We start from the raw sequence: 19,850 nt of genomic DNA, 5'->3' as shown, positions 1-19,850 counted from the left end.
TCATGTCGGGGAACGTCTTCCGTTACGGGGCCTGGCGGGACGGTCCGGACCCGCTGGCGCCTCCCTATGACGTGCGGGCGGCCGTCGACGAGATGGGGGAGCGGGTCATGCGGGGCGACAGCCTGCGTGACGCGCTCCGCGACCTGATCCGCCGCGGTCCGCGGGACGCCGGTGGGCTGGACGCGCTGCGCGAGCGGGCCCGGCGGCTGCGGCGCGAGGCGCTGCGCCGGGGCAACCTGGACGGGGCGGTCACCCGGGCCCGGCAGATGCTGGACCAGGCCCTGGCGGCCGAGCGGGATGCGCTCGGCGCCCGCGAGGACATGGACGCCCGGTTCAACGAGGCCGTCCTGGACAACCTGCCCCGGTCGACTTCCCAGGCCATTTCGGAATTGTCCGAATACAACTGGGCGTCGGAGGAAGCTCGGGACATTTACCGGCAGATTCTGGACGGGTTGCGGCAGGAGGTTGTCGAACAGCGGTTCGCCGGGATGCGCAACGCCCTGCAGAACGGGGATTTCTCGGCGGTATCCGAAATGGTGGGCGACCTCAACCGCCTCCTGGAGAAGCATGCCCGCGGCGAGGACACCGACGACGCGTTCCGTGAGTTCATGGCCAAGCACGGCCAGTTCTTCCCGGACAACCCGCAGAACATCGACGAGCTGATCGACTCCCTGGCCCGGCAGGCCGCCGCGGCCGAGCGGCTGATGCGCTCGCTCAGCCCGCAGCAGCGCGAGGAGCTGCAACAGCTGATGGCCCAGGCGCTCGGCGACGGCCCGCTGGCCGGTCAGCTCGCCGAGCTGACCGACAACCTGCGTGCCCTGCGCCCCGGGATGAACTGGGGCCGCGGCGAGCGGATGCGCGGACCGGGCGACCTCGGGTACGGCGACGCCGCCGCGGCCCTCGGCGAGATCGCCGACCTGGACGAGCTGATCGACCAGCTCGGCCAGGAGCACCCCGGCGCCACCCTGGACGACGTCGACGTGGACGCGGTGGAGCGCCAGCTCGGCCGGTCCGCCGCCGACGACCTGCGCCGGCTGCGCGAGCTGGAACGGGAACTGCGCCGCCAGGGCTACGTGGAACGCGACGACGACGGCCTCACGCTCTCGCCGAAAGCGCTGCGCCGCCTCGGCCAGACGGCCCTGTCGAAGATTTTTCACGACATCGCCGGCCATCGCGGCGAGCACGACATGCGCGACGCGGGCGCGGCCGGCGACCTGATCGGCTCGTCCCGGCGCTGGGAGTTCGGCGACGACCAGCCGCTCGACGTGGTCCGCACGATCGGGAACGCGGTCCGCCGCCGGGCCGCCTCGCGCGATGTCGCGACCCTTCCGGTACGCCTGGCGCCGGAGGACTTCGAGGTCGCCGAGACGGAGCGCCGGGCGTCCGCGGTGGTCGCGCTCTGCGTCGACCTGTCGTACTCGATGTTCGCCGACGGCCGCTGGGGCCCGATGAAACAGACGGCGCTGGCCCTGTCGCACCTGGTCGCCACGAAGTATCCGCAGGACGCGCTCCAGATCATCGGCTTCGGGAAGTATGCGATGTCGCTCTCGCAGGGCGAGCTCGCCGCGACCGAGCCGACCATGGAGAAAGGCACCAACCTCCAGCACGCGCTGAAACTTGCCGGCCGGCACCTGCGGCGGCACCCCGGCTCGGAGCCGGTGGTGCTGGTGGTCACCGACGGCGAGCCGACCGCGCACCTGGAGGAGGACGGCGAGGCGCTGTTCTGGTGGCCGCCGCTGCCGGAGACGGTTCAGGCCACCGTACGGGAGGTGGACCTGCTGACCCGGTACGGCGCGACGATGAACGTGTTCATGCTCGGCGAGGACCCGGGCCTGCAACGGTTCATGGACGCGGTGGCCCGGCGCAACGGCGGCCGGGTGTTCAGCCCGGACGCCGCCGAGCTGGGACGTTACGTGATCGACGACTACGTGCGGGCCCGGCGCGGCCGGCGCTGACCGGCGGCCCGCGGCGCGACCTATCTGCGCAGCGTCTCCGAGGGCGAGACGTTGTAGCGCTGCCGATAGGCGACGGCGAACCGGCCCAGGTGGGTGAACCCGAATCGGTACGCCTCCTGGGCCACCGTCGTCGTCGCCGGGTCGGCGAGGCGCAGGCTCTCGTGGACCAGCCCGAGCCGCAGCTGCCGGAGGTATGTCATCGGCGGCATCCCGACATACCGGGCGAAGCTCTGCTGCAACGCCCGGGCGCCCACCCCGGCGATCAGCGCCAGGTCGGCCACCGTGAACGGCCGGCCCGGCTGGGCGCGCATCGCCTCCACCACCCGCCGGATCGCGCCCGGCGCGGCCAGCGCCGGCGACCGGCGTTCCAGCGGGCCGCGGTACCGGTGCTCGGTCGCCAGCAGCAACCCGGTGACCAGCGACTCGCGCATCCGGGCGCCGATCACCGGGTGCCCGGTCAGGCCCTCCGGGTTGCCGGTGTCGGCGGCGATCATCCGGACCAGCCGGCACCAGCTCGCCCCGGGGCCGTCCGCGATGTCGAGCACCGGACCGAGGTTGATCGGGCCGCGTACCGGCCGGTCCAGCATCCGTTCCAGCTGGTTCTCCAGCTCGGCCCGCCCGATCTTGACGGCGAGCAGCCGGGCGTCCCCGTCCCAGGAGTCCAGGTAGGCGTCGCCGACCGGCAGGTTCACCCCCGCCGTCCGCCCGGCCACCGACCGGCGCGGCTCGTCCTTGCCCTGATGCCAGGTCACCGCGCCGGTCAGCGGCACGTTCACGTGGTAGGAGCCGGTCTCTCCGGCACTGATCCGGACGTCGACCCCGAAGTCCAGCACGCCGAGGACGACACCCTCGTCCCCACCCACCTCGAAGTTCGCCGTCCAGCTGGGGGCCGGCTTCAGCACCTCCACGTCGAGCGGGTAGAAGTACTTCCGGAGCACCACACGAGCCTCGTCGATGTCCGTGATCTGGTGAGTTGTCGCTTGCACGCCAGCCAGCTTGACCGTTTCATCGACCCTCCGCCAACCAGTGTTATTTGCGCCTCCCTGTGCCCGTTCGGGCGGTTCGCTCCTCCGATCTCTCGACTCGCCGCACGTCACGCGCCCACCGTGCCAGGGCGGCGCCGGCACGCCGCCCCGGTGTCTCATCCGGACGGTCCGCCGGAAAATAACCGTTCTTCCGACGCCCGGAACCGTCCGGCCACCCCGGATCAGGCGGTGAAGCGCGCGGCGTGGGCGCCGGTGAGCAGACCCGCCGGCAGCCGCCGCCCGCAGACGACCATGAGCAGGTCCTGAGCCCGCCCGCGCAGCGGCTCGCCCGCGCCGAGGCGCCACTCCCGGTCCGTGGCGATCAGCGCGACGCCGCTGAGATCGGCGCCGAAGTACTTCACGCTCCGCGGCGTCATCGCGTCCAGGACCAGCGACATCCGGTCGTCCGGCACGGTCCGGTCCGGGTGCAGCGCGAGCGTGATGTCCAACCCGTGGATCACGTCGTGCGACAGCGCCCCGGCCAGCCCGCCACCGGGCGGCGACCACGGATGCGTCACGTTGTCCCGCACCGCCGCCAGCAGCGCCGCCGAGCTCATCGCCGCCGCGTCCCGCCGGGCCGTCCGATCCGCCATCCGCCCGAAGTTCCCGCCGGACCGCGCCATCTCCACCAGGAACCGCGCCGCCGAGATCCGGAACGGCTGCGTGAGGTGCGCGACCACCTCCCGCACGCGCCACCCGGCACACAGCGTCGCGGCGTCCCACTGCTCCTCGCTCAACCCGGCCAGCATCTCGCCCAGCTCCGTCCGCTGCGCCGCGATCGCATCCGTTACCTCGGTCGGCATCTCGTTCTCCCTCCGGGCCCGCCTGCGGCGAGCATCAAAGGGCATACGAATCCGGGGCTCCGGATTAATCGCTCGGTCGCGAATTTTCGGTACGCCGTCCGCCGGTCGGTCGGTGGGGTGACCCGGACCACGTGCGTTCCCGCACGACACGCGTTGCGATCCGGAGCGGCCGCCGCCTCGCGAGCCGATCGGCACGGGACCTGAAGTCGTACAAAATTATGATTTGTGTTGGTCTTATGGGCACGAGCGATCGGGGACTTAGGGTCACCCCGTGGACGAGGCGCTCGCGGGGCTGCGGATCGAGTTGACCGGTTACTGCTACCGGATGCTCGGGTCGGGGCACGAGGCCGAGGACGCCGTCCAGGAGACGTTCGAGCGGGTCCTGCGGGCCGCGGAGCGGTTCGACGCGGCGCGGGGATCGCTGCGGACCTGGGTCTATCGGATCGCCACCAACGTCTGCGTGGATCTGTTGCGCGGGGCGGCGCGGCGGGCGCTGCCGCTGGATCTGACGCCGGTGGCGCGGGCCGGGGAGCCGTTCGGTGCGTTGCTGCCGGCCGGCGCGGAGGTGCGGCCGATCCCGGACGCGATGGTGCTGGACCTGGCGCAGGACCCGGCGACGCTGGTGGTGCAGCGGGAGACGGTGCGGCTGGCGTTCGTCGCGGCGTTGCAGCACCTGCCGGCCCGGCAGCGGGCGGTACTGATCCTGCGGGACGTGCTGTGCTGGCCGGCGGCCGAGGTCGCGGAGCTGCTGGAGACGTCGGCCGGGTCGGTGACCAGCGCGTTGCAGCGGGCGCGGGGGACCCTGCGGTCGGTGGCGCCGCGGCCGGGGGAGGTGCTGCGTCCCGCCGACGCCGAGCAGCAGGAGCTGCTGAAACGGTACTGCGCGGCGTTCGAGAGCCATGACGTGGCCGGGTTGGTCGCGCTGCTGCACGAGGACGCGACGACGACGATGCCGCCGTTCGCCTGGGGGTTGCGCGGGCGCGACCAGATCGGGCTGGCGATGGCGGCGCCGGAGGCGGCGTGCGTGGGGCATCGGCTGGTGCCGGTGGCGGCTTCCGGGCAGCCGGCTTTCTGGCAGATGCGGCCGGACGGCGCCGGGTACGCGCCGTTCGCCCTGGTGATGCTCGACATCGACGGCGGGCGGGTGGTCAACACCACGACGTGGTTGGAGGCCGCGGGCTCGTCCCTGTGGTCGCTGCCGTTCTAGAACCTGATCGTCTCCAGCCGGAGACGGTTCGCGCCGGCGCTGGTCGAGACCATCACCCAGTCGGTGCCGAGGCCGGTCAGCCAGCCGCCGCGACGGGCCAGTTGCCGACCGGTCCGGGCATCGAAGACCAGCACGTACGGGCGGTCGCCGGTGGCGCCCATCACCGCGACCAGGTCGCCCGCGACGGCGGATGCCCAGCTGGCCGACGAGACGGGCAGACCCGGGTCGGGCGCGGTCCACAGGCGCCGCCCGGTCGCCAGGTCGAGCAGGGCCACCGGGCCGTCCTCGGCGTTGTCGCGGACCAGCAGGCTCCGGTCGTCGGCGGCGATCGGCACCCCGGGCTCCTGCGCGGTCCAGCGGACCGTGCCGGTGGTGAAGTCGGTCAGCGTGGTGCGACCGCTCCGGTTCACCGCGGCGACGTCGCTGCCGGAGCCGAACATGACGGTGCCGGACCAGGCGTCGCTGAGCCGCTTGTGGCACTCGCCGTCCGGGCGCCGTCCGCTGTAGACCTTGCCGGTCCAGGCCGGTTTCCCGGTCGGGCCGTCGACCGCGGTGACCGCCACCGTGCAGTCGTCGTCGCCGGGCGGCGGGTCGTGGTCGGTGGTGACCAGGGTCCGGCCGGCCGCGACGGCGTACCAGGCCTGATGTTTCGCCCGGCCGGGGAGCAGGCGCCCGGTGGCGGTGTCCAGCAGCGCGTCCCGGCCGTGCGCCAGGATGACCGGCAGGTAGGCGCTCGCCGCCGGCGCCAGTGGCCGCCGGCCGCCGATCACGTTGTCCAGCAGGCGGAACTCCGGGTTTTCGACGGACCAGAGGGTGGCGCCGTCGGCGAGCCTGCGCTTCGTGACCGCGCAGGCGGCCGGCTTGCCCTGATCGGGACAGGGATCGAGATAGAGCGCGTCGTCGCGGGCGACGACGTCCACCGGACTCGGCACCGACCAGGCGATCCGCCCGGTGTCCGGGGCGACCACGTCGACCGCGCCGTGGTGTCCCCGCTGCACGACCACCATGCCGCCGGCGATCGTGAACGTCGTCTCGTCACCGGGGTAGGGCAGCCGCCACCGCGGGGAACCGTCGGCGGCGGACAGGCCGAGCAACGCCGAGCCGTCCAGGACCACGGCCGTGTCCCGGACGATCCAGGCGTCGTGCGAGCCGGTGGCCGTCTCGACGCTCCAGGCGACCACGCCGCCCTCACCGGCCGGGCCGCTCGGCCCGGGATCCGGGGTCGCCGTGCAGGCGGCGACCAGCGCGCCGCAGACCAAGACCGTCATCGCTGACTTCACCGGCGCCACGATATCGCCGCCCGCCAATCCCGGTAGGTAGGTGCCTAGCCTCCTAGGATGCGGTACGGGGTGTGGCGGGCGTGACTGCGCGACGGCACTCGGTAGGCAGGTGGTTATAGTGGCTCGGCGAGCGGCCCGGCACTGACGTGCCCGCGGCCCGGGGGAAGTTCGCAGCCCAGCGGGAGAGGAAGACGTGGCGATGTCGCAGCCCGCGCCGTCCATCGAGACCTCGAACCGGATCTTCACGATTCCGAACGTGATCAGCTTCATCCGGCTGCTCGGCGTCCCGCTCTTCCTCTATCTCCTGCTCGGCCCGGAGAACGACGTGGCCGCCGTGATCGTGCTCGCGGTCGGCGGCACCACCGACTGGGTCGACGGCTACGTGGCCCGCCGGATGAACTCGGTGTCCCGGCTGGGGGAGCTGCTCGACCCGTTCGCCGACCGGCTCTACATCCTGGCCACGCTGATCGGCTTCACCGTGCGCGGCGTCGTCCCGTGGTGGCTGACCGGCGCGCTGCTGCTGCGCGAGGCGGTGGTCGGGGTCGCGCTGCTGATCCTGCGCCGGCACGGATACGGCCCGCCACCGGTGCACTACGTCGGCAAGACCGGCACGTTCGTGCTGCTCGCCGCGTTCCCGATCCTGCTGCTGGCGCACGCGGTGCCGTCGATCGCGAGCTGGGCCGGCCCGATCGGCTGGGGCCTGGCCTGGTGGGCGCTCGGGCTGTACTGGGCGGCCGGCGTGCTCTACCTGATGCAGACCGTGCAGCTGCTGCGTGCCGACCGGGACGGGCCGGGCGCCGCTCCGGCGGTCGCGCCGTGACCACACCGCCGACGTCGACGCCGGACCCCGACGGCGCGTCCTCCGGGAAACGGACGTACGGCCCGGACTTCCTCACCGCCCTGTTCCAGAACCCGCTCGACCCCGGCTATGCCGACGCCGCCGCCCGGCGCGCCGAGGGCCACCGGCGTACCGGTGCCCGCAAGCGGCTGACCAGCGGTCTCTCCCTGATCGTCACGGGCGTGATCGGTTTCCTGCTGGTGGTCGGATACCAGCAGACGGTGGCCGACGAGCCGGGCCGGACCCAGGCCCGCGACGCCCTGGTCACCCAGGTGGAGAAACGCCGCGCGCAGACCGAGACGCTCCAGGCGCGGGCCGATCTGCTCGCCGACCAGGTGGCCCGGTTGCGCGAGCGGGAGCTGGGCGGGGCCGCGGTGGCCGGGATCGGCAACCTGGAGGCGGCGACCGGGCTGGCGCCGGTGCAGGGCTCCGGCGCGAAGATCGTCCTGGGCGACGGGCCGACGTCGGTGGACCCGGTGACCGGGGAGCGGCGGACCGAGGGGCTGGTCAAGGACACCGACCTGCAGCTCGCGGCGAACGCGTTGTGGGCGGCGGGCGCCGAGGCGATCGCGATCAACGGGCAGCGGCTGACCGCGACGTCGACGATCCGGCAGGCCGGCGAGGCGATCCTGGTCGACACCCGGCCGGTGACCACGCCGTACGAGGTGGTGGCGATCGGGCCGGACGACCTGGCGAAAGAGTTCCGGGCCGGGGTGGCCGGGACGTTCTTCCAGACGTTGTCGGCCCGCTTCGGCCTGTCGTTCGACACCACCAAGGTCAAGAACGTCACCCTGAACGCGGCGCCGGAGCTGAAGCTGCGGTCGGCGTCGCCGAGCACTCCTCCGCCCGCTCCGTCGGGCGCCTCGTCCGTTCCCGGCTCCGGCGCTCCCTCGGGCACGTCCGCGCCAGCCGGCTCACCGTCGGAAGGCGGCCGATGATCCCCGTTCTCGCTCTGCTCGTGGGTGTCCTGCTGGGCATCGTGTTCCATCCGACGGTGCCGCACGAGCTGGTGCCGTACCTGCCGATCGCGGTGGTGGCGGCGTTGGACGCGGTGTTCGGCGGGGTGCGCGCCAAGCTGGACGGCATCTTCGACGACAAGCAGTTCGTCGTCTCGTTCATCTCGAACGTGCTGGTCTCCGGGCTGATCGTCTATGTGGGCGACCAGCTGGGGGTGGGCAACCAGCTCTCCATCGGTGTCGTGGTCGTGCTCGGCGTGCGGATCTTCGGTAACGTCGCGGCGATCCGCCGGCATCTGTTCCGGGCCTGAGGACTACGTGGGGACTCGATGACCGAGCGCGAGGAGAACGGGCGCGATCTGGCGGCGCCGGATCTTGGCCTGCCGACGGCGGGGCGTAAGCCGCCGGCCGTGGGGGAGGCGCCGGCCGTACCGGAAAGCGAGGAAGCGGATCCGGTGGCGGACAGCGCACCGGAAGCCGAGGCGGCTCCCCGGGAGGGTGAGTCGGAGATTTCCGACACGTCACCCGATGAGTCGACGGGCGACACGCCCGAGCCGCCCGCCGAAGAAAGTGATCTTGATCGCGAGGAGGCGGCTCCGGCCCGGCCGCGCCTGAAGCGGCCGGCTCCGGCCGGGACGCTGATCTGGGTGCTGCTGGCGCTGCTCGGGTTCACCCTGGTGGTGCAGCTGCGCAGCAACGACGCGGACAGTGGCCTGTCCACGGCGCGGCAGGAGGACCTGGTCCGGATCCTGAGCGACTTGGAGGCCCGGGACAGTCGCCTGAACACCGACATCGAGGCCCTGGAGCGCAGCAAGCAGCAGCTCACCTCGGGTGTCGCCGGTCGCGAGGCGGCCCTGGAGGAGGCGAGCAGGCGCAGCCAGGAGCTGGGCCTGCTGGCCGGCACGATCGCCGGGCGGGGTCCGGGTCTGGAGATCACGCTGACCAAGGTGAAGGCGTCCGACGTGCTGAACACCGTTCAGGAGCTGCGCGGCGCCGGCGGCGAGGTGATGCAGATCAACAGCGGGACCGGAGCTTCGGTACGGATTGTCGCCTCCAGCTATTTCGTCGATGCGGCCGGTGGTGGCATCATCGCCGACGGTGAGCGTCTGACCGGGCCGTTCCGGCTCCTGGTGATCGGTCCGCCGGGGACGATGAGCACGGCGCTGCAGATCCCGGGCGGGGTGGTGGCGTCGGTGAAGAGCGACGGCGGTAGCGTGACCATGGACTCGCGCAGCATGGTCGAGGTGACCGCGGTGCGTAAGGCGTCTGCCTTGCAGTACGCACGTCCGGTTTCGTGACTACGGAGGAAGTGTTGATTCCTGAGGATCTGCGGTACACCGCGGAGCACGAGTGGGTGGCCGGCGACGGCAGTGGCCCCGTGCGGGTGGGGATCACCCACTTCGCGCAGGACGCGCTCGGTGACATCGTCTACGTGCAGCTGCCCGAGGAGGGCACCGAGCTCGCGGCCGGCGACTCGATGGGCGAGGTGGAGTCGACCAAGAGCGTCTCGGAGATCTACGCGCCGATCGCCGGCACCGTGGTGGCCCGCAACGACACGCTGGGCGACGAGCCCGAGTTGATCAACGCGGAGCCCTACGCGGCCGGCTGGCTGGTGGAGATCGCTCCGGCCGATCCGGCGGCGGTGGCGGGCCTGCTGGACGCCGCGGCGTACCAGGCGCTGACCGAAAGCTAGACCCAAGCATCGACCCGCGAGTCTGGTTGCCCCACGATATTGGCGCTGACTAGGCTCGCGGGGCACATGTAGAACTGTTATTCCTTCGAAACCGATAGTCGTGCGTCGGGCCTTGATGGCCTCGGCGAGGTCGCAACATCATGACCTTGCCGGTCGAGGCGACGACCAACTGATCCGTGAGGTGGTCCGATGACGCGCCCAGACGACGAGTTCCCCCCACTCGACGTCACGTCCACGCTGAACCTTGGCGCCCTTGACGAGGTGCTCGAGGGTCCCGAGACCGACGTGGTGCCCAGCCGCATGTCCGGCTCCCTGCCTCCCGGCATGGCCCTGCTCGTGGTCCGGCGTGGCCCGAACGCGGGTGCCCGGTTCCTGCTGGATCACGACGTGACCACCAGCGGGCGGCACCCGGACAGTGACATCTTCCTCGACGACGTGACGGTTTCCCGTCGCCACGCCGAGTTCCACCGCGACGGGGGCGTGTTCACCGTCCGCGACGTGGGCTCGCTCAACGGCACCTATGTGAACCGTGAGCGCGTCGAGGCGGCGACGCTGAGCAACGGCGACGAGGTCCAGATCGGCAAGTTCCGTCTGGTGTTCATCGCCGGTCCGCGGCCGGAGGGCGAGGGCGGCCGGGCGTGAACCCGTCGGGGGCTGCCGCACGCGACCCGGAGGCCACGCGCTCTCCGGGCGCTCGCGAGGGTGCGCTGATGAGCATCGGGGAGGTGCTGGCCCACCTGCGCACCGAGTTCCCCGACACCACGATCTCGAAATTGCGGTTCCTGGAGGCGGAGGGTCTGGTCGACCCGCAACGCACCGCCTCCGGGTACCGCAAGTACTCGTGGAACGACGTGGCCCGGCTGCGGTTCGTGCTGACCGCGCAACGTGATCAGTACCTCCCCCTGCGGGTGATCCGGGAGCAGCTGGACCGGATGGAGCAGGAGCCGGTGGTGCCGCAGCGGCCGACGCTGGTGGCGGTCGGCACGCAGCGGGCCGCCGACCCGGCCGACGCCCGCATCCCGGCCGACGACCTGGTCGAGCGGACCGGCGTGGACGAGGCGCTGCTGGCCGAGCTGGAGCAGATCGGCCTGGTCGTCGCCCGCCCGCCGGGCTGGTACGACGCCGACGCGGTGATCATCGTGGAGGCCGTCGTCGGCCTGACGAAGTTCGGCCTCGAGGTGCGTCACCTGCGGGCGTTCAAGAACTCGGCCGACCGGGAGGTGGGCCTTTTCGCCCAGTTGCTGGCACCTCTGGTGCGCCAGCAGGACCCGGCTGCCCGGGCCCGGGCCGCCGACACCGCCCGTGAGCTGCAAGCACTGTCGCAGCGGCTGCACGCGGCGCTGGTGCGGACCGGACTGCGCGGCGAACTGGGTCGTTGACCCGCGTGAGGCCTACCCTGTGCGGGGTATCCCGCGCGGGGCGGATCAGCTACCCGTGCGTGTACCGTGCAGGGTAAGGGGCGGCCGTCTGGGGGCGGCGACAACAACGAACACGGAGGCGGGCGGTGCGCGAGCTGAGCGTGGTCGGGGTCCGGGTGGAGCTGCCCAGCAACCAGCCGATCGTGTTGCTGCGGGAAGTCGACGGTGACCGGTACCTGCCGATCTGGATCGGCGCGGTGGAGGCGACCGCGATCGCCTACGAGCAGCAGGGTGTGAAACCGGCCCGGCCGCTGACCCACGATCTGCTGCGGGACATCCTGGCGGCGCTCCAGCAGCCGCTGAAAGCGGTGGAGATCACCGAGCTGAAGGACAACGTCTTCTACGCCGACCTGCTGATCGGGGACAACCTGCGGGTGTCGGCCCGGCCCAGCGACTCGATCGCCCTGGCGTTGCGGGTGGGTGCGCCGATCCGGTGCGCCGATCAGGTGCTGACCGAGGCCGGGATCGTCATCCCGGACGAGCAGGAGGACGAGGTGGAGAAATTCCGCGAGTTCCTCGATCAGGTGCGACCAGAGGACTTCGCCGGCTAGAAACGCCCGGACGCGCCGGAGAGTAACGGCGTGTCGGCGTGTCGCTCGTCCGAACGCGGCGTGTCGTGCGGTTACCTCCATGTTTCGCCCGTGACTGAGATATACGCTCGTGAAGTCCAGGTGAACCGGCACCGCCCAGATCATTTGATCATGGGCAGCGGGGAGGTAGTCGCGTGCACGAGCAGCCTCTTGAAGGCCCACTCGTCGGCGAGGACGGCTCGGTCGGCTATCGCGGAGTGACGGCATGCCAGGCGGTCGGGATCAGCTACCGCCAGCTCGACTACTGGGCCCGGACCACCCTGGTGGTGCCGAGCGTGCGGGACGCCTCCGGCTCCGGCACATCCCGCCTCTACTCGTTCCGTGACCTGGTCGTCCTCAAGGTCGTCAAGCGTCTGCTGGACGCCGGGGTGTCGTTGCAGAACATCCGTCGCGCGATCGAGACGCTGCGCTCGCACGGGGTCGAGGACCTGGCCGGGATCACGCTGATCTCGGACGGCACCACGGTGTACGAGTGCCGCTCGCCGGAGGAGGTCGTCGACCTGCTCCAGGGCGGGCAGGGCGTGTTCGGCATCGCGATCGGCGGCGCGTTCAAGGAGATTCAGGGTTCGCTGTCGCACCTGCCCGCCGAGCCGGCCGCCCCGCAGCCGGCCGACGAGGCGACCGGGGAACCGGTGGCGGGTGACGAGCTCGCGGCCAGGAGGGCTCGCCGGCGTGCCGGCTGAGAGCCGGCTTCCGTTCACCGCCCGGCGCCTTCGGGTGCGGGGGAGCTGACCAGCGGCGGCGCCGCCCGGACCGGCCGCGGCTGCCCGGCGAACAGGTACAGCGGCAGCGGCCCGCCACGACCGCGCCGAGCAGCCCGCCACCGCTGTACAGGCCGAGCATCAGGCCGATCGCGGACGCGCTCGCGCCCTGCCGCTGGGCGAGCACCACCAGCACCAGCACGACGGCCTGGAAGACCAGGTTGCTGGCGGCGACCAGCAGGATCGAGGCGCGGATCTGCGGATGGCGCCACACCCAGCGCGGCCCCTCGGCGGCCGAGCGCCACAGCGGCTGCTCACCGGGCGGGTCCGGGCTGTCCAGGTCGCGGCGGACGAACAGCAGCGCGACGGCCGCGACCAGGGCGGAGGCGGCGTCGACCAGGAACGGCCACGCCTGCCCGGCGGCGAACAGCACCCCGCCCAGCGGCCTCCCGGCCAGGCCCGCGCCACGCTGGCGGGCCTCGTTGTGCGCGATCGCGGTGGCCGGCTATTGAGGAACTCGACATAGGCCTCGCCGAATTCGCGCAGCTCGTCGGCGGTGAGTTTGAGCCCGCCGTAGGAATGCAGCGCGGCCGCGGCGAACTCGCCGTGGTATTCCCGGTTGTCGAGGAAGTCCCGCTGCTCGCGCTGGCCGCGCTCGAACCACTGGCGGCCGCGGTCTCCGGGTCGTCGGACTCCCGGGGCAGGCGCAGATATCCGGGTGACTCTTGGGGTCCTGGCGTCGCCCGGGGGAGTCGTGGGCGACGCCAGGGGTTCGAGGCCTCAGTAGGCGACGGTGATCTCTTCCGGCTGCGGGAACCCGGCGGGGACCGGCTGCGCCGGGAGGAACGGGGCCGGGGGCTGGTGCGACGGAGGGACCGTGATGGTGCGTTCCACGGTGATGGCGTGCCAGAGGCAGAACATCGCCACCGTCCACACCTTGCGGGAGCGGTCCGCCACCCCCGCGCGGTGTTCGGCGAGCAGGCCCCGGGCATACTCCAGGTCCAGCAAGTGACCGGTCTGCGACGTCGCCAGCAGGTGGTCGACCCAATCCCCGATCTGCCCTCGGAGCCACAGCCGGGTCGGCGTGGGGAAGCCCAGCTTGGCGCGGTCGCGCACCGACTCCGGGACGATCCCGCGCATCGCTTCCCGCAGGGCGGCCTTGGTCGTGCGGGAGCCGTGGGGCAGCTTCAGATCGGTGGCCAGGCCGGCCGCGGCGGCGTACACCTGCTGGTCCAGGAACGGGACCCGGAGCTCCAGGCTGTGCGCCATGCTCATCCGGTCGGCCTTGACCAGGATGTCGCCGGGCAGCCAGGTGTGCAGGTCGACGTACTGCATGGACGCCACCTCGTCCACGTCGGCGGTCTCGGCGTACAGATGGGCGGTGATCGCGGTGTGCGGCTCCGCGGTGAAGCGCATGAGCCGGGCCTTCTCCTCCGGGTCGAAGATCCGGGCGTTGCCGTAATAGCGCTGCTCGATCGGGGTGGTGCCGCGCTCCAGGAACGAGCGGCCCTTCACACCCTCGGGCAGCACGTGGGCCAGATGGTGCAGCCCGCGCTTGAGACTCGGGGGCAGCTTGTCCACGGTGGCCAGCGACAGCGGCTCGCGATAGATCGTGTAGCCGCCGAACAGCTCGTCGGCGCCCTCACCGGAGAGCACCACGGTCACGAACTGGGAGGCGGTCCGGGCCAGAAAGTACAGCGGGATCAGCGACGGGTCGGCGACCGGGTCGTCGAGCAGCTGCACGATCCGGGGCAGCTCGGCGAGCACCTGCTCGTCGGTGACCACCGTCGGGGTCAGCGGGATGCCCAGCTGCCGGGCGGTGTCCTGGGCGACGTCGATCTCCGAGTACCCGTCGGCGGCGAACCCGGCGGTGAACGCGTGGATGCCCGGGCGGGCCTCGGCGGCCAGGGCGGCGACGGCGGACGAGTCGACGCCGGAGGAGAGGAACGTGCCGACCGGGACCTCGGCGTGCAGGTGCTTGCGGACGCTGGCGCGCAGCGCGTCCTGGATGGCCTGGTGCGCCACCTCGGGCTGCAGCCGCAGCGGCCGCAGCGACGGGCGGAACCAGCGGTGTTCGCGCACCCCGCCGCCGGGCGTCCACACCAGGCGGTGCCCGGGCGGCAGCCGCCGGATGTGCCGGTGCAGGCTCATCGGGTCCGGCACGTACTGGAAGGTCAGGTAGTGCCCGAGCGCGTCGGTGTTCAGCGCCCCACCGGCCGGCGCCGCGAACGGGTCGAGCGCCTTGCGCTCGCTGGCCAGCCACAACCCGTCCGCGGTCTCGAGCAGATACAGCGGCTTGATGCCGAACGCGTCGCGGGCCGCGTGCACCGTCCCGGTCCGGTGGTCGTAGGCGACGAAGGCGAACATCCCGCGCAGCCGCGGCAGCGCCGCCTCACCCCAGTAGTGGAACGCGGCCGCGAGCACCTCGGTGTCGCCGTGCGTGGCGAAACTCGCCCCGTGCTCCCGGATCAGCTCGGCCCGCAGCTCCTGGTAGTTGTAGATCTCCCCGTTGAACACCACCGACCAGCGGTCCGCGTAGTGCAACGGCTGCACCGACTGCTCCCGGTCGATGATCGCGAGCCGGTTGAACCCCAGCGCGTAACCGTCGCCGTGCACGATCTGGGTGTCGTCGGGCCCCCGGTGCCGCATCGTCGCCAATGCCGCGGCGAAGGCTGCCGCGCCCGCGCCGTCCAGCGGCCCGGCATCCGATCGGCTGCTGAAGTATGCGCTCAGACCGCACATTTCGGCCTCCCCCTCGTCGTCCTGAGGAGGTGACCGTAGGTTCAGCTTGTGAAGAACCTGTGCGGTTCCTGCACGCTTCTCAGTCCCCATCGGAACCCGTGAGACTTCTTCATCACATTCCCACAATTCCTTGCGTACGCCATGAGCCCGTCACCCGTCCGCCTGCCCGGAGATCACGCTGTGCACGTGCAGCGACCACTCCAGATCTTCGCCCGCGGTCTCCGGACGCTCCTCGGCGAGCTGATAGCGAATGGTGAGCGCCTCCTCGACCGCCTCGAGCGCGGCCTCCTTCTCGCCGAGCACGATCCGGCGCACCGCCAGGTCGGTCAGCGCCGACGCCAGACTCGGCAGGTACGCGTCCGGCTGCTGCTCGGCCAGCCGCCGCCGGATCACCACGGCCTCCTCGGCCACCGTCCGGCTGGGCTCGTTGCGGTCCAGGATGCCCAGGCTGATCCCCAGGACGCTCAGTGCGGCCGCCAGCTCCGGCAGGTACCGTTCCGGCTCCACATCGGCGAGCCGCCGGTGCAGGATCACCGACTCCTCGATCGCCGCCAGCGCCTGCGGATACTGCTCCACCGCCCCGAACCCCAGCGACAGGTTCAGCAGCGCCCCGGCCAGGTCGGACCGGTACGTGTCCGGTTCCCGAGCCGCGAGCCGGCTGTAGATCTCGGTCGCCTCCGCGACCGCCACCAGCGACGGCTCCGGCTGCTCCAGCACGCCGAGCCGGACCGCCAGGCTGCTCAGCGACCGGGCCAGCGCCGCCTCGTAGGCCGCCGGGTCCTCGGCGGCGAGCTGCCGGTGCACCACCACGGCCTCCTCGATCGCGGCCAGCGCCGGCGCGTGCCGCTCCAGGTCGCCGAGCCGGACCGACAGGTTGTTCAGCGCCGTGGCGAGTTCGGGCGCCCGCCCGGCCTGCCGGTGCAGGTCGGCGATCCGCTGAGTGATGTCGGCGGCGAGCGGGGCGAGGTCGCCGGTCCGGGGCAGCCGGTCGGCGATCGCGATCAGCCGGTCCACGCCGGTGGCCGGGTCGGCGCTGATCCGCCGCAGCGCGGTGACCAGCGGCGCGGCGGCCGGCACGCTGGTGGCCGCCTCGACCGTGGCCGGGGTGAGCAGGTCGGCGTGCCGCAGGCACAGGCTGGTCAGCGGAACGCTGAGCCGGTCGGTCAGGTCGGTGTGCCGCGCGGCCCGTGCCCACATGGTCAGCAGCCGTCGCCGCTGGCCGTCGGTGAGCTCCGGCAGCAGCGGCCGGGGCAGGCCGGGGGAGGAGGCCAGGCGCAGCCCGGCGAAGCGTTCGGCGAGGCGGTCCGGCCGCAGCCCGCCCCACGGCCGGCCGTCGGTGGCCGGGAAGAGGTCGGCCAGCCAGTTCCGGATCGCGTCACGGTCCCCGCGAGGCTTGCCGGCGAGCGCCGGGATGGCGCGGAGCAGCCGGTCCGCCTGCTCCTCGTCGGTGGGGCTGACCAGCACCGCGACGGCCAGCACGTCCTGCGCCACCGGATCGGGCAGGTCCAGGCCGTGCCAGGCCGCGGTGAAGGCCCAGTACCGCTGCTCGTGCGTGAGCAACCGATCCTCGGCCGGTTTGCGCCGGGCCGCCGCCGCGCCGAACCCGACCGCGTCCAGCAGGTCGGCGAGCGCCCGCATCTGCACGGTCAGCGCCCGGCCGCCCGCGTCGTGCGGCTCCTCGGTCAGCCGCTCCGCCACCGTCGGCCAGTGGTGCGCGCCGTGCCCGGGCACGTGCGGCAGTGCGGCCGCCAGGTCGTGCACCGCCGCCCGGTATGCTGCGAACCGCCCGTCCTGCTCGTCGTCCAGCACCGGCAGTTCCATCACCGCGGCGCCGTCGAGCAGCCGGTCGCCCCGCACCAGCTGCCACCAGTCACCGGCGGTCCGGGCCAGCAGCAGCACCCGCAGCGGCCGCACCCCGTCGTGCCGGGCGCACGCCGCCAGCAACGCCCGGAGCTGCTCCGGACGGCTCTCCGCCCCGTCCACCACGACCAGCAGCGGCACCACCACGTCGGCGACCGCCGCAACCGCCTCGTCCGGCGCGGTCTCGCCGAGCCACAGCGTCGCCCAGCCGCCCGCGGTCAGCCGCCCCGCCAGCTCATGGGCGACCCGCGACTTGCCCTGACCGGCCGCCCCGTGCAGCAGCAACGCCGCGAACCCGGCCCCGGAGCACCAGGCTCCCAACTCGTCCATCAGCCGATGCCGCCCCCGGAACCCGACCACCCGGGCCCCGGCCCGCAACAACGCCGCCGGCGACCGCGGCCCGACCGGCTCACCCGCCCGCCCCGCAGCCAACTCGACCGGCAACAGCCGGGCCACCGCCGCCCCGGCCGCCTCCAGGAAGCCCCGCTCCCGGCAAAGCGCACTGACCAGCGTCACCGCCAGCCCGTCGGCGATCACCCCGACCAGCAGCCCGCCGCAGAACACCCCGGCGCCGGACAGCTCAGCCCCCGAACCCCCAGAGCCCCCAACACCCCCACCAATCCCAAAGCCCTCGCCGTCCCCGAACCCGCCGCCCGTCCCGAAACCGCGGAGGCTCCCGGGAGCGCCCGCATTCCCAGCGCCGTCCCCGCTCCCGAAGCCCTGCTCGATCCCGAAGCCACGGTCATTACCGGAATCCCCGGCATTTCCGACTTTCTCGATATCGCCCGGCACGAATCGATCGGCCCGCACGACGCCGGTAACCGCCCACGGCGTCACCGCCACCGTCCACTCCGCCCGCTGGATCCCCCATGCCTCCGCGGGCATCCCAGACCGGTTGGTCACCAGCCGCCCGAACTCCGGATGCGGCCCACCCACCTCGCCGCGCCAAGCCGGATCGTCGATCCTGACCAGCGCCGCGTCCCCGGACCCACCCGGCGTGCCCCGCCACGTCACCACCCCGGCGAAGCTGCGTCCGGAAGCCACCAAGCAGACAGTCACCTCCGAACCCACCACGGGAGTAGCCCGGGCCGATGTGAGCACGAGCCGCCCCGCGATCAGGCATCCGGCCGCACGACGTCCCGCGGCCTCGACGCTGACCACCCGCCCACCGTCACGCACTGTCCCAACGGCCGAGGCGGCATCACCCAGATCGATCTGCACCCGGACACTTTTCCACGCCGGGCCGCCCACCCATACCCACCTATCGGACGGTCCGGACCAAGATCACTGGCCGCCGCCGGGCAGTCCCTGCCCCTTGCCACCCCAGTTTCCGATACGCCCAAAGCGTCCCGCCCCAACCCACTCCGCGACGCTCCGCCCAACTCCGGACCGCCCCGCGCGGCCCGCGAACCCTCGGCAACGCCGCCTGCCCCGTTCGGTGCATTCGGTAGCTGGTCCTGGTGGCCCTATCCGGATCCGGGTTAGGGCGGTGAGCTCCAGCTCGGTGGTGCCGGCTGGTCTTGGTGGCCCTGTGCGGGCCTGGGTTAGGGCGGTGGGCTCCAGCTGGGTGGTGCCGGCTGGTCCTGGTGGCCCTGTCCGGGCCTGGGTTAGGGCGGTGAGTGCCAGCTCGGTGGTGCCGGCTGGTCCTGGTGGCCCTATCCGGATCAGGGTTAGGGCGGTGAGCTCCAGCTCGGTGGTGCCGGCTGGTCCTGGTGGCCCTGTCCGGGCCTGGGTTAGGGCGGTGAGTGCCAGCTCGGTGGTGCCGGCTGGTTCTGGTGGCCCTGTGCGGGTCTGGGTTAGGGCGGTGGGCGCCAGCTGGGTGGTGCCGGCTGGTCTTGGTGGCCCTGTGCGGGTCTGGGTTAGGGCGGTGGGTGCCAGCTCGGTGGTGCCGGCTGGTCTTGGTGGCCCGGTCCGGGCACGGGATAGGGCCACCAGGACCAGCCGGAGAGACTGGGACGCTGCCACGGTTTGCTGCGGGCGTACGGGACAAACGCCGGGCCCAGCCGTGAACCCGGACCGCCGCGCGCGGCAGATCGCGATGCACCGGCGACCGTGCGGCTGTCCCGCGCTGTCAGACCGCGACTCCCCGGCCGTTCCGCGCCGCCGGCGGGCCGCCACTGACGGTCCTGTTCGAGCCTTCGAACCCGACCGGCGGCCCGGGGCGCGGCCGCGACCGGCGAAGAGCCGGCCTCGCGGGGACGGCCACGGCGGGAGGGCTCTGACCGTACCGAAAGAAGGGTGAGCTAACGGCGGGGCTTGGCGCTCGGCTTGGCGGGCTCGTGGCGCAGGAGCTTGCTGCGCGGGCCCGGGACGGACGCGCGGTGCTGACGTGCCTCGGCGTGCGGGAAGACGAACCGCTTGAATGCCCACAACCGGAACACCATCGCGATCAGCGTGCCGAGGATGATGCCGCTGGCGAAGTCGGCGATCTCCTGCACCGGGCGGCTGACGTCCGGCACGCGCAGGTCGAGCACGTAGCGGGAGACCGCGAGGGGCAACACGTTGAGACCGATACCGATCGCGCTGACCGCGAAGAACAGCGCCGCCTCGTGATGCTGCTCACGGCCGCCTCGGGTGCGGAACGACCACTCCCTGTTCAACACATACGACAGGATCGTGGCGACCACGGTGGCGAAGGCCAGGGCGGTGACCGGCTTCTCGTGCAGCACGGTCAGTTTGAGCAGGTAGTTGAGGGCGGTGGTGGCGAGGAAACAGATGCCGCCGACGATCAGGAACTTCGCCGCTTCATGATGTTTGCGCCACAGCCGGTTCAGCCACATTC

Annotated in this window: 17 protein-coding genes and 1 pseudogene; 11 read left to right on the top strand and 7 right to left on the bottom strand. The window is 72.3% G+C overall.

Translation table 11 applies throughout. From position 1 onward, the window contains the following. Positions 1 to 2 precede the first annotated feature (2 nt). Positions 3 to 1,955: a vWA domain-containing protein gene (locus Aiant_RS04000; protein ID WP_189330993.1), complete on the top strand. Its 1,953-nt coding sequence runs from the start codon at positions 3 to 5 to the stop codon at positions 1,953 to 1,955. A 20-nt stretch (positions 1,956 to 1,975) separates the two neighbouring features. Here the strand turns inward: Aiant_RS04000 and Aiant_RS03995 are convergent, their stop codons facing one another. Together Aiant_RS03995 and Aiant_RS03990 are read right to left on the bottom strand one after the other, a co-directional pair. After that, positions 1,976 to 2,941: an AraC family transcriptional regulator gene (locus Aiant_RS03995; protein WP_229830063.1), complete on the bottom strand. Its 966-nt coding sequence runs from the start codon at positions 2,939 to 2,941 to the stop codon at positions 1,976 to 1,978. Between the two features lie 221 nt (positions 2,942 to 3,162). Further along, positions 3,163 to 3,783 carry a maleylpyruvate isomerase family mycothiol-dependent enzyme gene (locus tag Aiant_RS03990; protein ID WP_189330992.1) on the bottom strand — a complete coding sequence of 207 codons (621 nt, stop codon included), beginning with the start codon at positions 3,781 to 3,783 and terminating at the stop codon, positions 3,163 to 3,165. Between the two features lie 271 nt (positions 3,784 to 4,054). On the opposite strand from Aiant_RS03990, the gene Aiant_RS03985 reads away from it, so the two are divergent. Beyond that, entirely contained in the window at positions 4,055 to 4,990 is a 936-nt protein-coding gene (locus Aiant_RS03985) for an RNA polymerase subunit sigma-70 (RefSeq protein ID WP_189330991.1), read from the top strand. On the opposite strand, the gene Aiant_RS03980 is transcribed toward Aiant_RS03985, so the two are convergent. After that, entirely contained in the window at positions 4,987 to 6,258 is a 1,272-nt protein-coding gene (locus Aiant_RS03980; RefSeq protein WP_189330990.1) for an outer membrane protein assembly factor BamB family protein, read from the bottom strand. The genes Aiant_RS03985 and Aiant_RS03980 overlap by 4 nt on opposite strands. A gap of 211 nt (positions 6,259 to 6,469) precedes the next feature. Here Aiant_RS03980 and clsA point away from each other — a divergent pair, with 211 nt between their 5' ends. The 9 genes from clsA to Aiant_RS03935 all read left to right on the top strand — a co-directional run bounded on the left by clsA (position 6,470) and on the right by Aiant_RS03935 (position 12,448). Further along, a complete protein-coding gene (clsA, locus tag Aiant_RS03975) occupies positions 6,470 to 7,090 on the top strand; it encodes a cardiolipin synthase ClsA (RefSeq protein ID WP_189330989.1) in 621 nt (206 codons plus the stop codon). After that, entirely contained in the window at positions 7,087 to 8,046 is a 960-nt protein-coding gene (locus Aiant_RS03970; RefSeq protein ID WP_189330988.1) for a DUF881 domain-containing protein, read from the top strand. Before clsA ends, Aiant_RS03970 begins: the two co-directional genes overlap by 4 nt. Beyond that, positions 8,043 to 8,375: a small basic family protein gene (locus tag Aiant_RS03965; protein ID WP_189330987.1), complete on the top strand. Its 333-nt coding sequence runs from the start codon at positions 8,043 to 8,045 to the stop codon at positions 8,373 to 8,375. Before Aiant_RS03970 ends, Aiant_RS03965 begins: the two co-directional genes overlap by 4 nt. An 18-nt stretch (positions 8,376 to 8,393) precedes the next feature. Further along, on the top strand, positions 8,394 to 9,362 hold the full coding sequence (locus Aiant_RS03960; RefSeq protein ID WP_229830061.1) for a DUF881 domain-containing protein: 969 nt from the start codon (positions 8,394 to 8,396) through the stop codon (positions 9,360 to 9,362). 14 nt (positions 9,363 to 9,376) lie between these two features. Beyond that, on the top strand, positions 9,377 to 9,757 hold the full coding sequence (gene gcvH / locus Aiant_RS03955) for a glycine cleavage system protein GcvH (RefSeq protein WP_185044453.1): 381 nt from the start codon (positions 9,377 to 9,379) through the stop codon (positions 9,755 to 9,757). 189 nt (positions 9,758 to 9,946) lie between these two features. Next, positions 9,947 to 10,399 carry an oxoglutarate dehydrogenase inhibitor Odhl gene (gene odhI, locus Aiant_RS03950; RefSeq protein WP_014692031.1) on the top strand — a complete coding sequence of 151 codons (453 nt, stop codon included), beginning with the start codon at positions 9,947 to 9,949 and terminating at the stop codon, positions 10,397 to 10,399. Positions 10,400 to 10,467: 68 nt separating this feature from the next. Beyond that, entirely contained in the window at positions 10,468 to 11,136 is a 669-nt protein-coding gene (gene ftsR, locus Aiant_RS03945; RefSeq protein WP_189330986.1) for a transcriptional regulator FtsR, read from the top strand. 125 nt (positions 11,137 to 11,261) lie between these two features. After that, on the top strand, positions 11,262 to 11,726 hold the full coding sequence (locus tag Aiant_RS03940; protein WP_189330985.1) for a bifunctional nuclease family protein: 465 nt from the start codon (positions 11,262 to 11,264) through the stop codon (positions 11,724 to 11,726). 173 nt (positions 11,727 to 11,899) lie between these two features. Further along, positions 11,900 to 12,448, top strand: a complete 549-nt coding sequence (locus Aiant_RS03935; protein WP_189330984.1) for a MerR family transcriptional regulator — start codon at positions 11,900 to 11,902, stop codon at positions 12,446 to 12,448. 157 nt (positions 12,449 to 12,605) lie between these two features. Here the strand turns inward: Aiant_RS03935 and Aiant_RS03930 are convergent. The 4 genes and pseudogenes from Aiant_RS03930 to Aiant_RS03915 form a co-directional block, all read right to left on the bottom strand. Beyond that, positions 12,606 to 12,899, bottom strand: a pseudogene (locus tag Aiant_RS03930) (MFS transporter); the annotation flags it as partial. Between the two features lie 347 nt (positions 12,900 to 13,246). Beyond that, a complete protein-coding gene (gene asnB, locus Aiant_RS03925) occupies positions 13,247 to 15,208 on the bottom strand; it encodes an asparagine synthase (glutamine-hydrolyzing) (RefSeq protein WP_194505992.1) in 1,962 nt (653 codons plus the stop codon). Positions 15,209 to 15,358: 150 nt separating this feature from the next. Then, positions 15,359 to 17,632 carry a tetratricopeptide repeat protein gene (locus Aiant_RS03920; protein ID WP_189330983.1) on the bottom strand — a complete coding sequence of 758 codons (2,274 nt, stop codon included), beginning with the start codon at positions 17,630 to 17,632 and terminating at the stop codon, positions 15,359 to 15,361. A gap of 1,679 nt (positions 17,633 to 19,311) precedes the next feature. Next, entirely contained in the window at positions 19,312 to 19,848 is a 537-nt protein-coding gene (locus Aiant_RS03915; protein ID WP_189330982.1) for a GtrA family protein, read from the bottom strand. Between the last annotated feature and the right edge of the window lie 2 nt (positions 19,849 to 19,850).

It is taken from the genome of Actinoplanes ianthinogenes (assembly GCF_018324205.1).
GTDB lineage: Bacteria > Actinomycetota > Actinomycetes > Mycobacteriales > Micromonosporaceae > Actinoplanes > Actinoplanes ianthinogenes.
The sequence above is the reverse complement of the archived record's forward strand: the minus strand, read 5'-3'. Positions and strand labels throughout refer to the sequence as shown.

Bases quoted from the DNA above. Each gene is read 5' to 3' on its own strand.
- Aiant_RS04000 (WP_189330993.1), top strand. From the start codon at position 3: ATGTCGGGGAACGTCTTCCGTTACGGGGCCTGGCGGGACGGTCCGGAC.
- Aiant_RS03990 (WP_189330992.1), bottom strand. From the start codon at position 3,783: ATGCCGACCGAGGTAACGGATGCGATCGCGGCGCAGCGGACGGAGCTG.
- Aiant_RS03980 (WP_189330990.1), bottom strand. From the start codon at position 6,258: ATGACGGTCTTGGTCTGCGGCGCGCTGGTCGCCGCCTGCACGGCGACC.
- clsA (WP_189330989.1), top strand. From the start codon at position 6,470: ATGTCGCAGCCCGCGCCGTCCATCGAGACCTCGAACCGGATCTTCACG.
- Aiant_RS03965 (WP_189330987.1), top strand. From the start codon at position 8,043: ATGATCCCCGTTCTCGCTCTGCTCGTGGGTGTCCTGCTGGGCATCGTG.
- Aiant_RS03960 (WP_229830061.1), top strand. From the start codon at position 8,394: ATGACCGAGCGCGAGGAGAACGGGCGCGATCTGGCGGCGCCGGATCTT.
- odhI (WP_014692031.1), top strand. From the start codon at position 9,947: ATGACGCGCCCAGACGACGAGTTCCCCCCACTCGACGTCACGTCCACG.
- ftsR (WP_189330986.1), top strand. From the start codon at position 10,468: ATGAGCATCGGGGAGGTGCTGGCCCACCTGCGCACCGAGTTCCCCGAC.
- asnB (WP_194505992.1), bottom strand. From the start codon at position 15,208: ATGTGCGGTCTGAGCGCATACTTCAGCAGCCGATCGGATGCCGGGCCG.
- Aiant_RS03915 (WP_189330982.1), bottom strand. From the start codon at position 19,848: ATGTGGCTGAACCGGCTGTGGCGCAAACATCATGAAGCGGCGAAGTTC.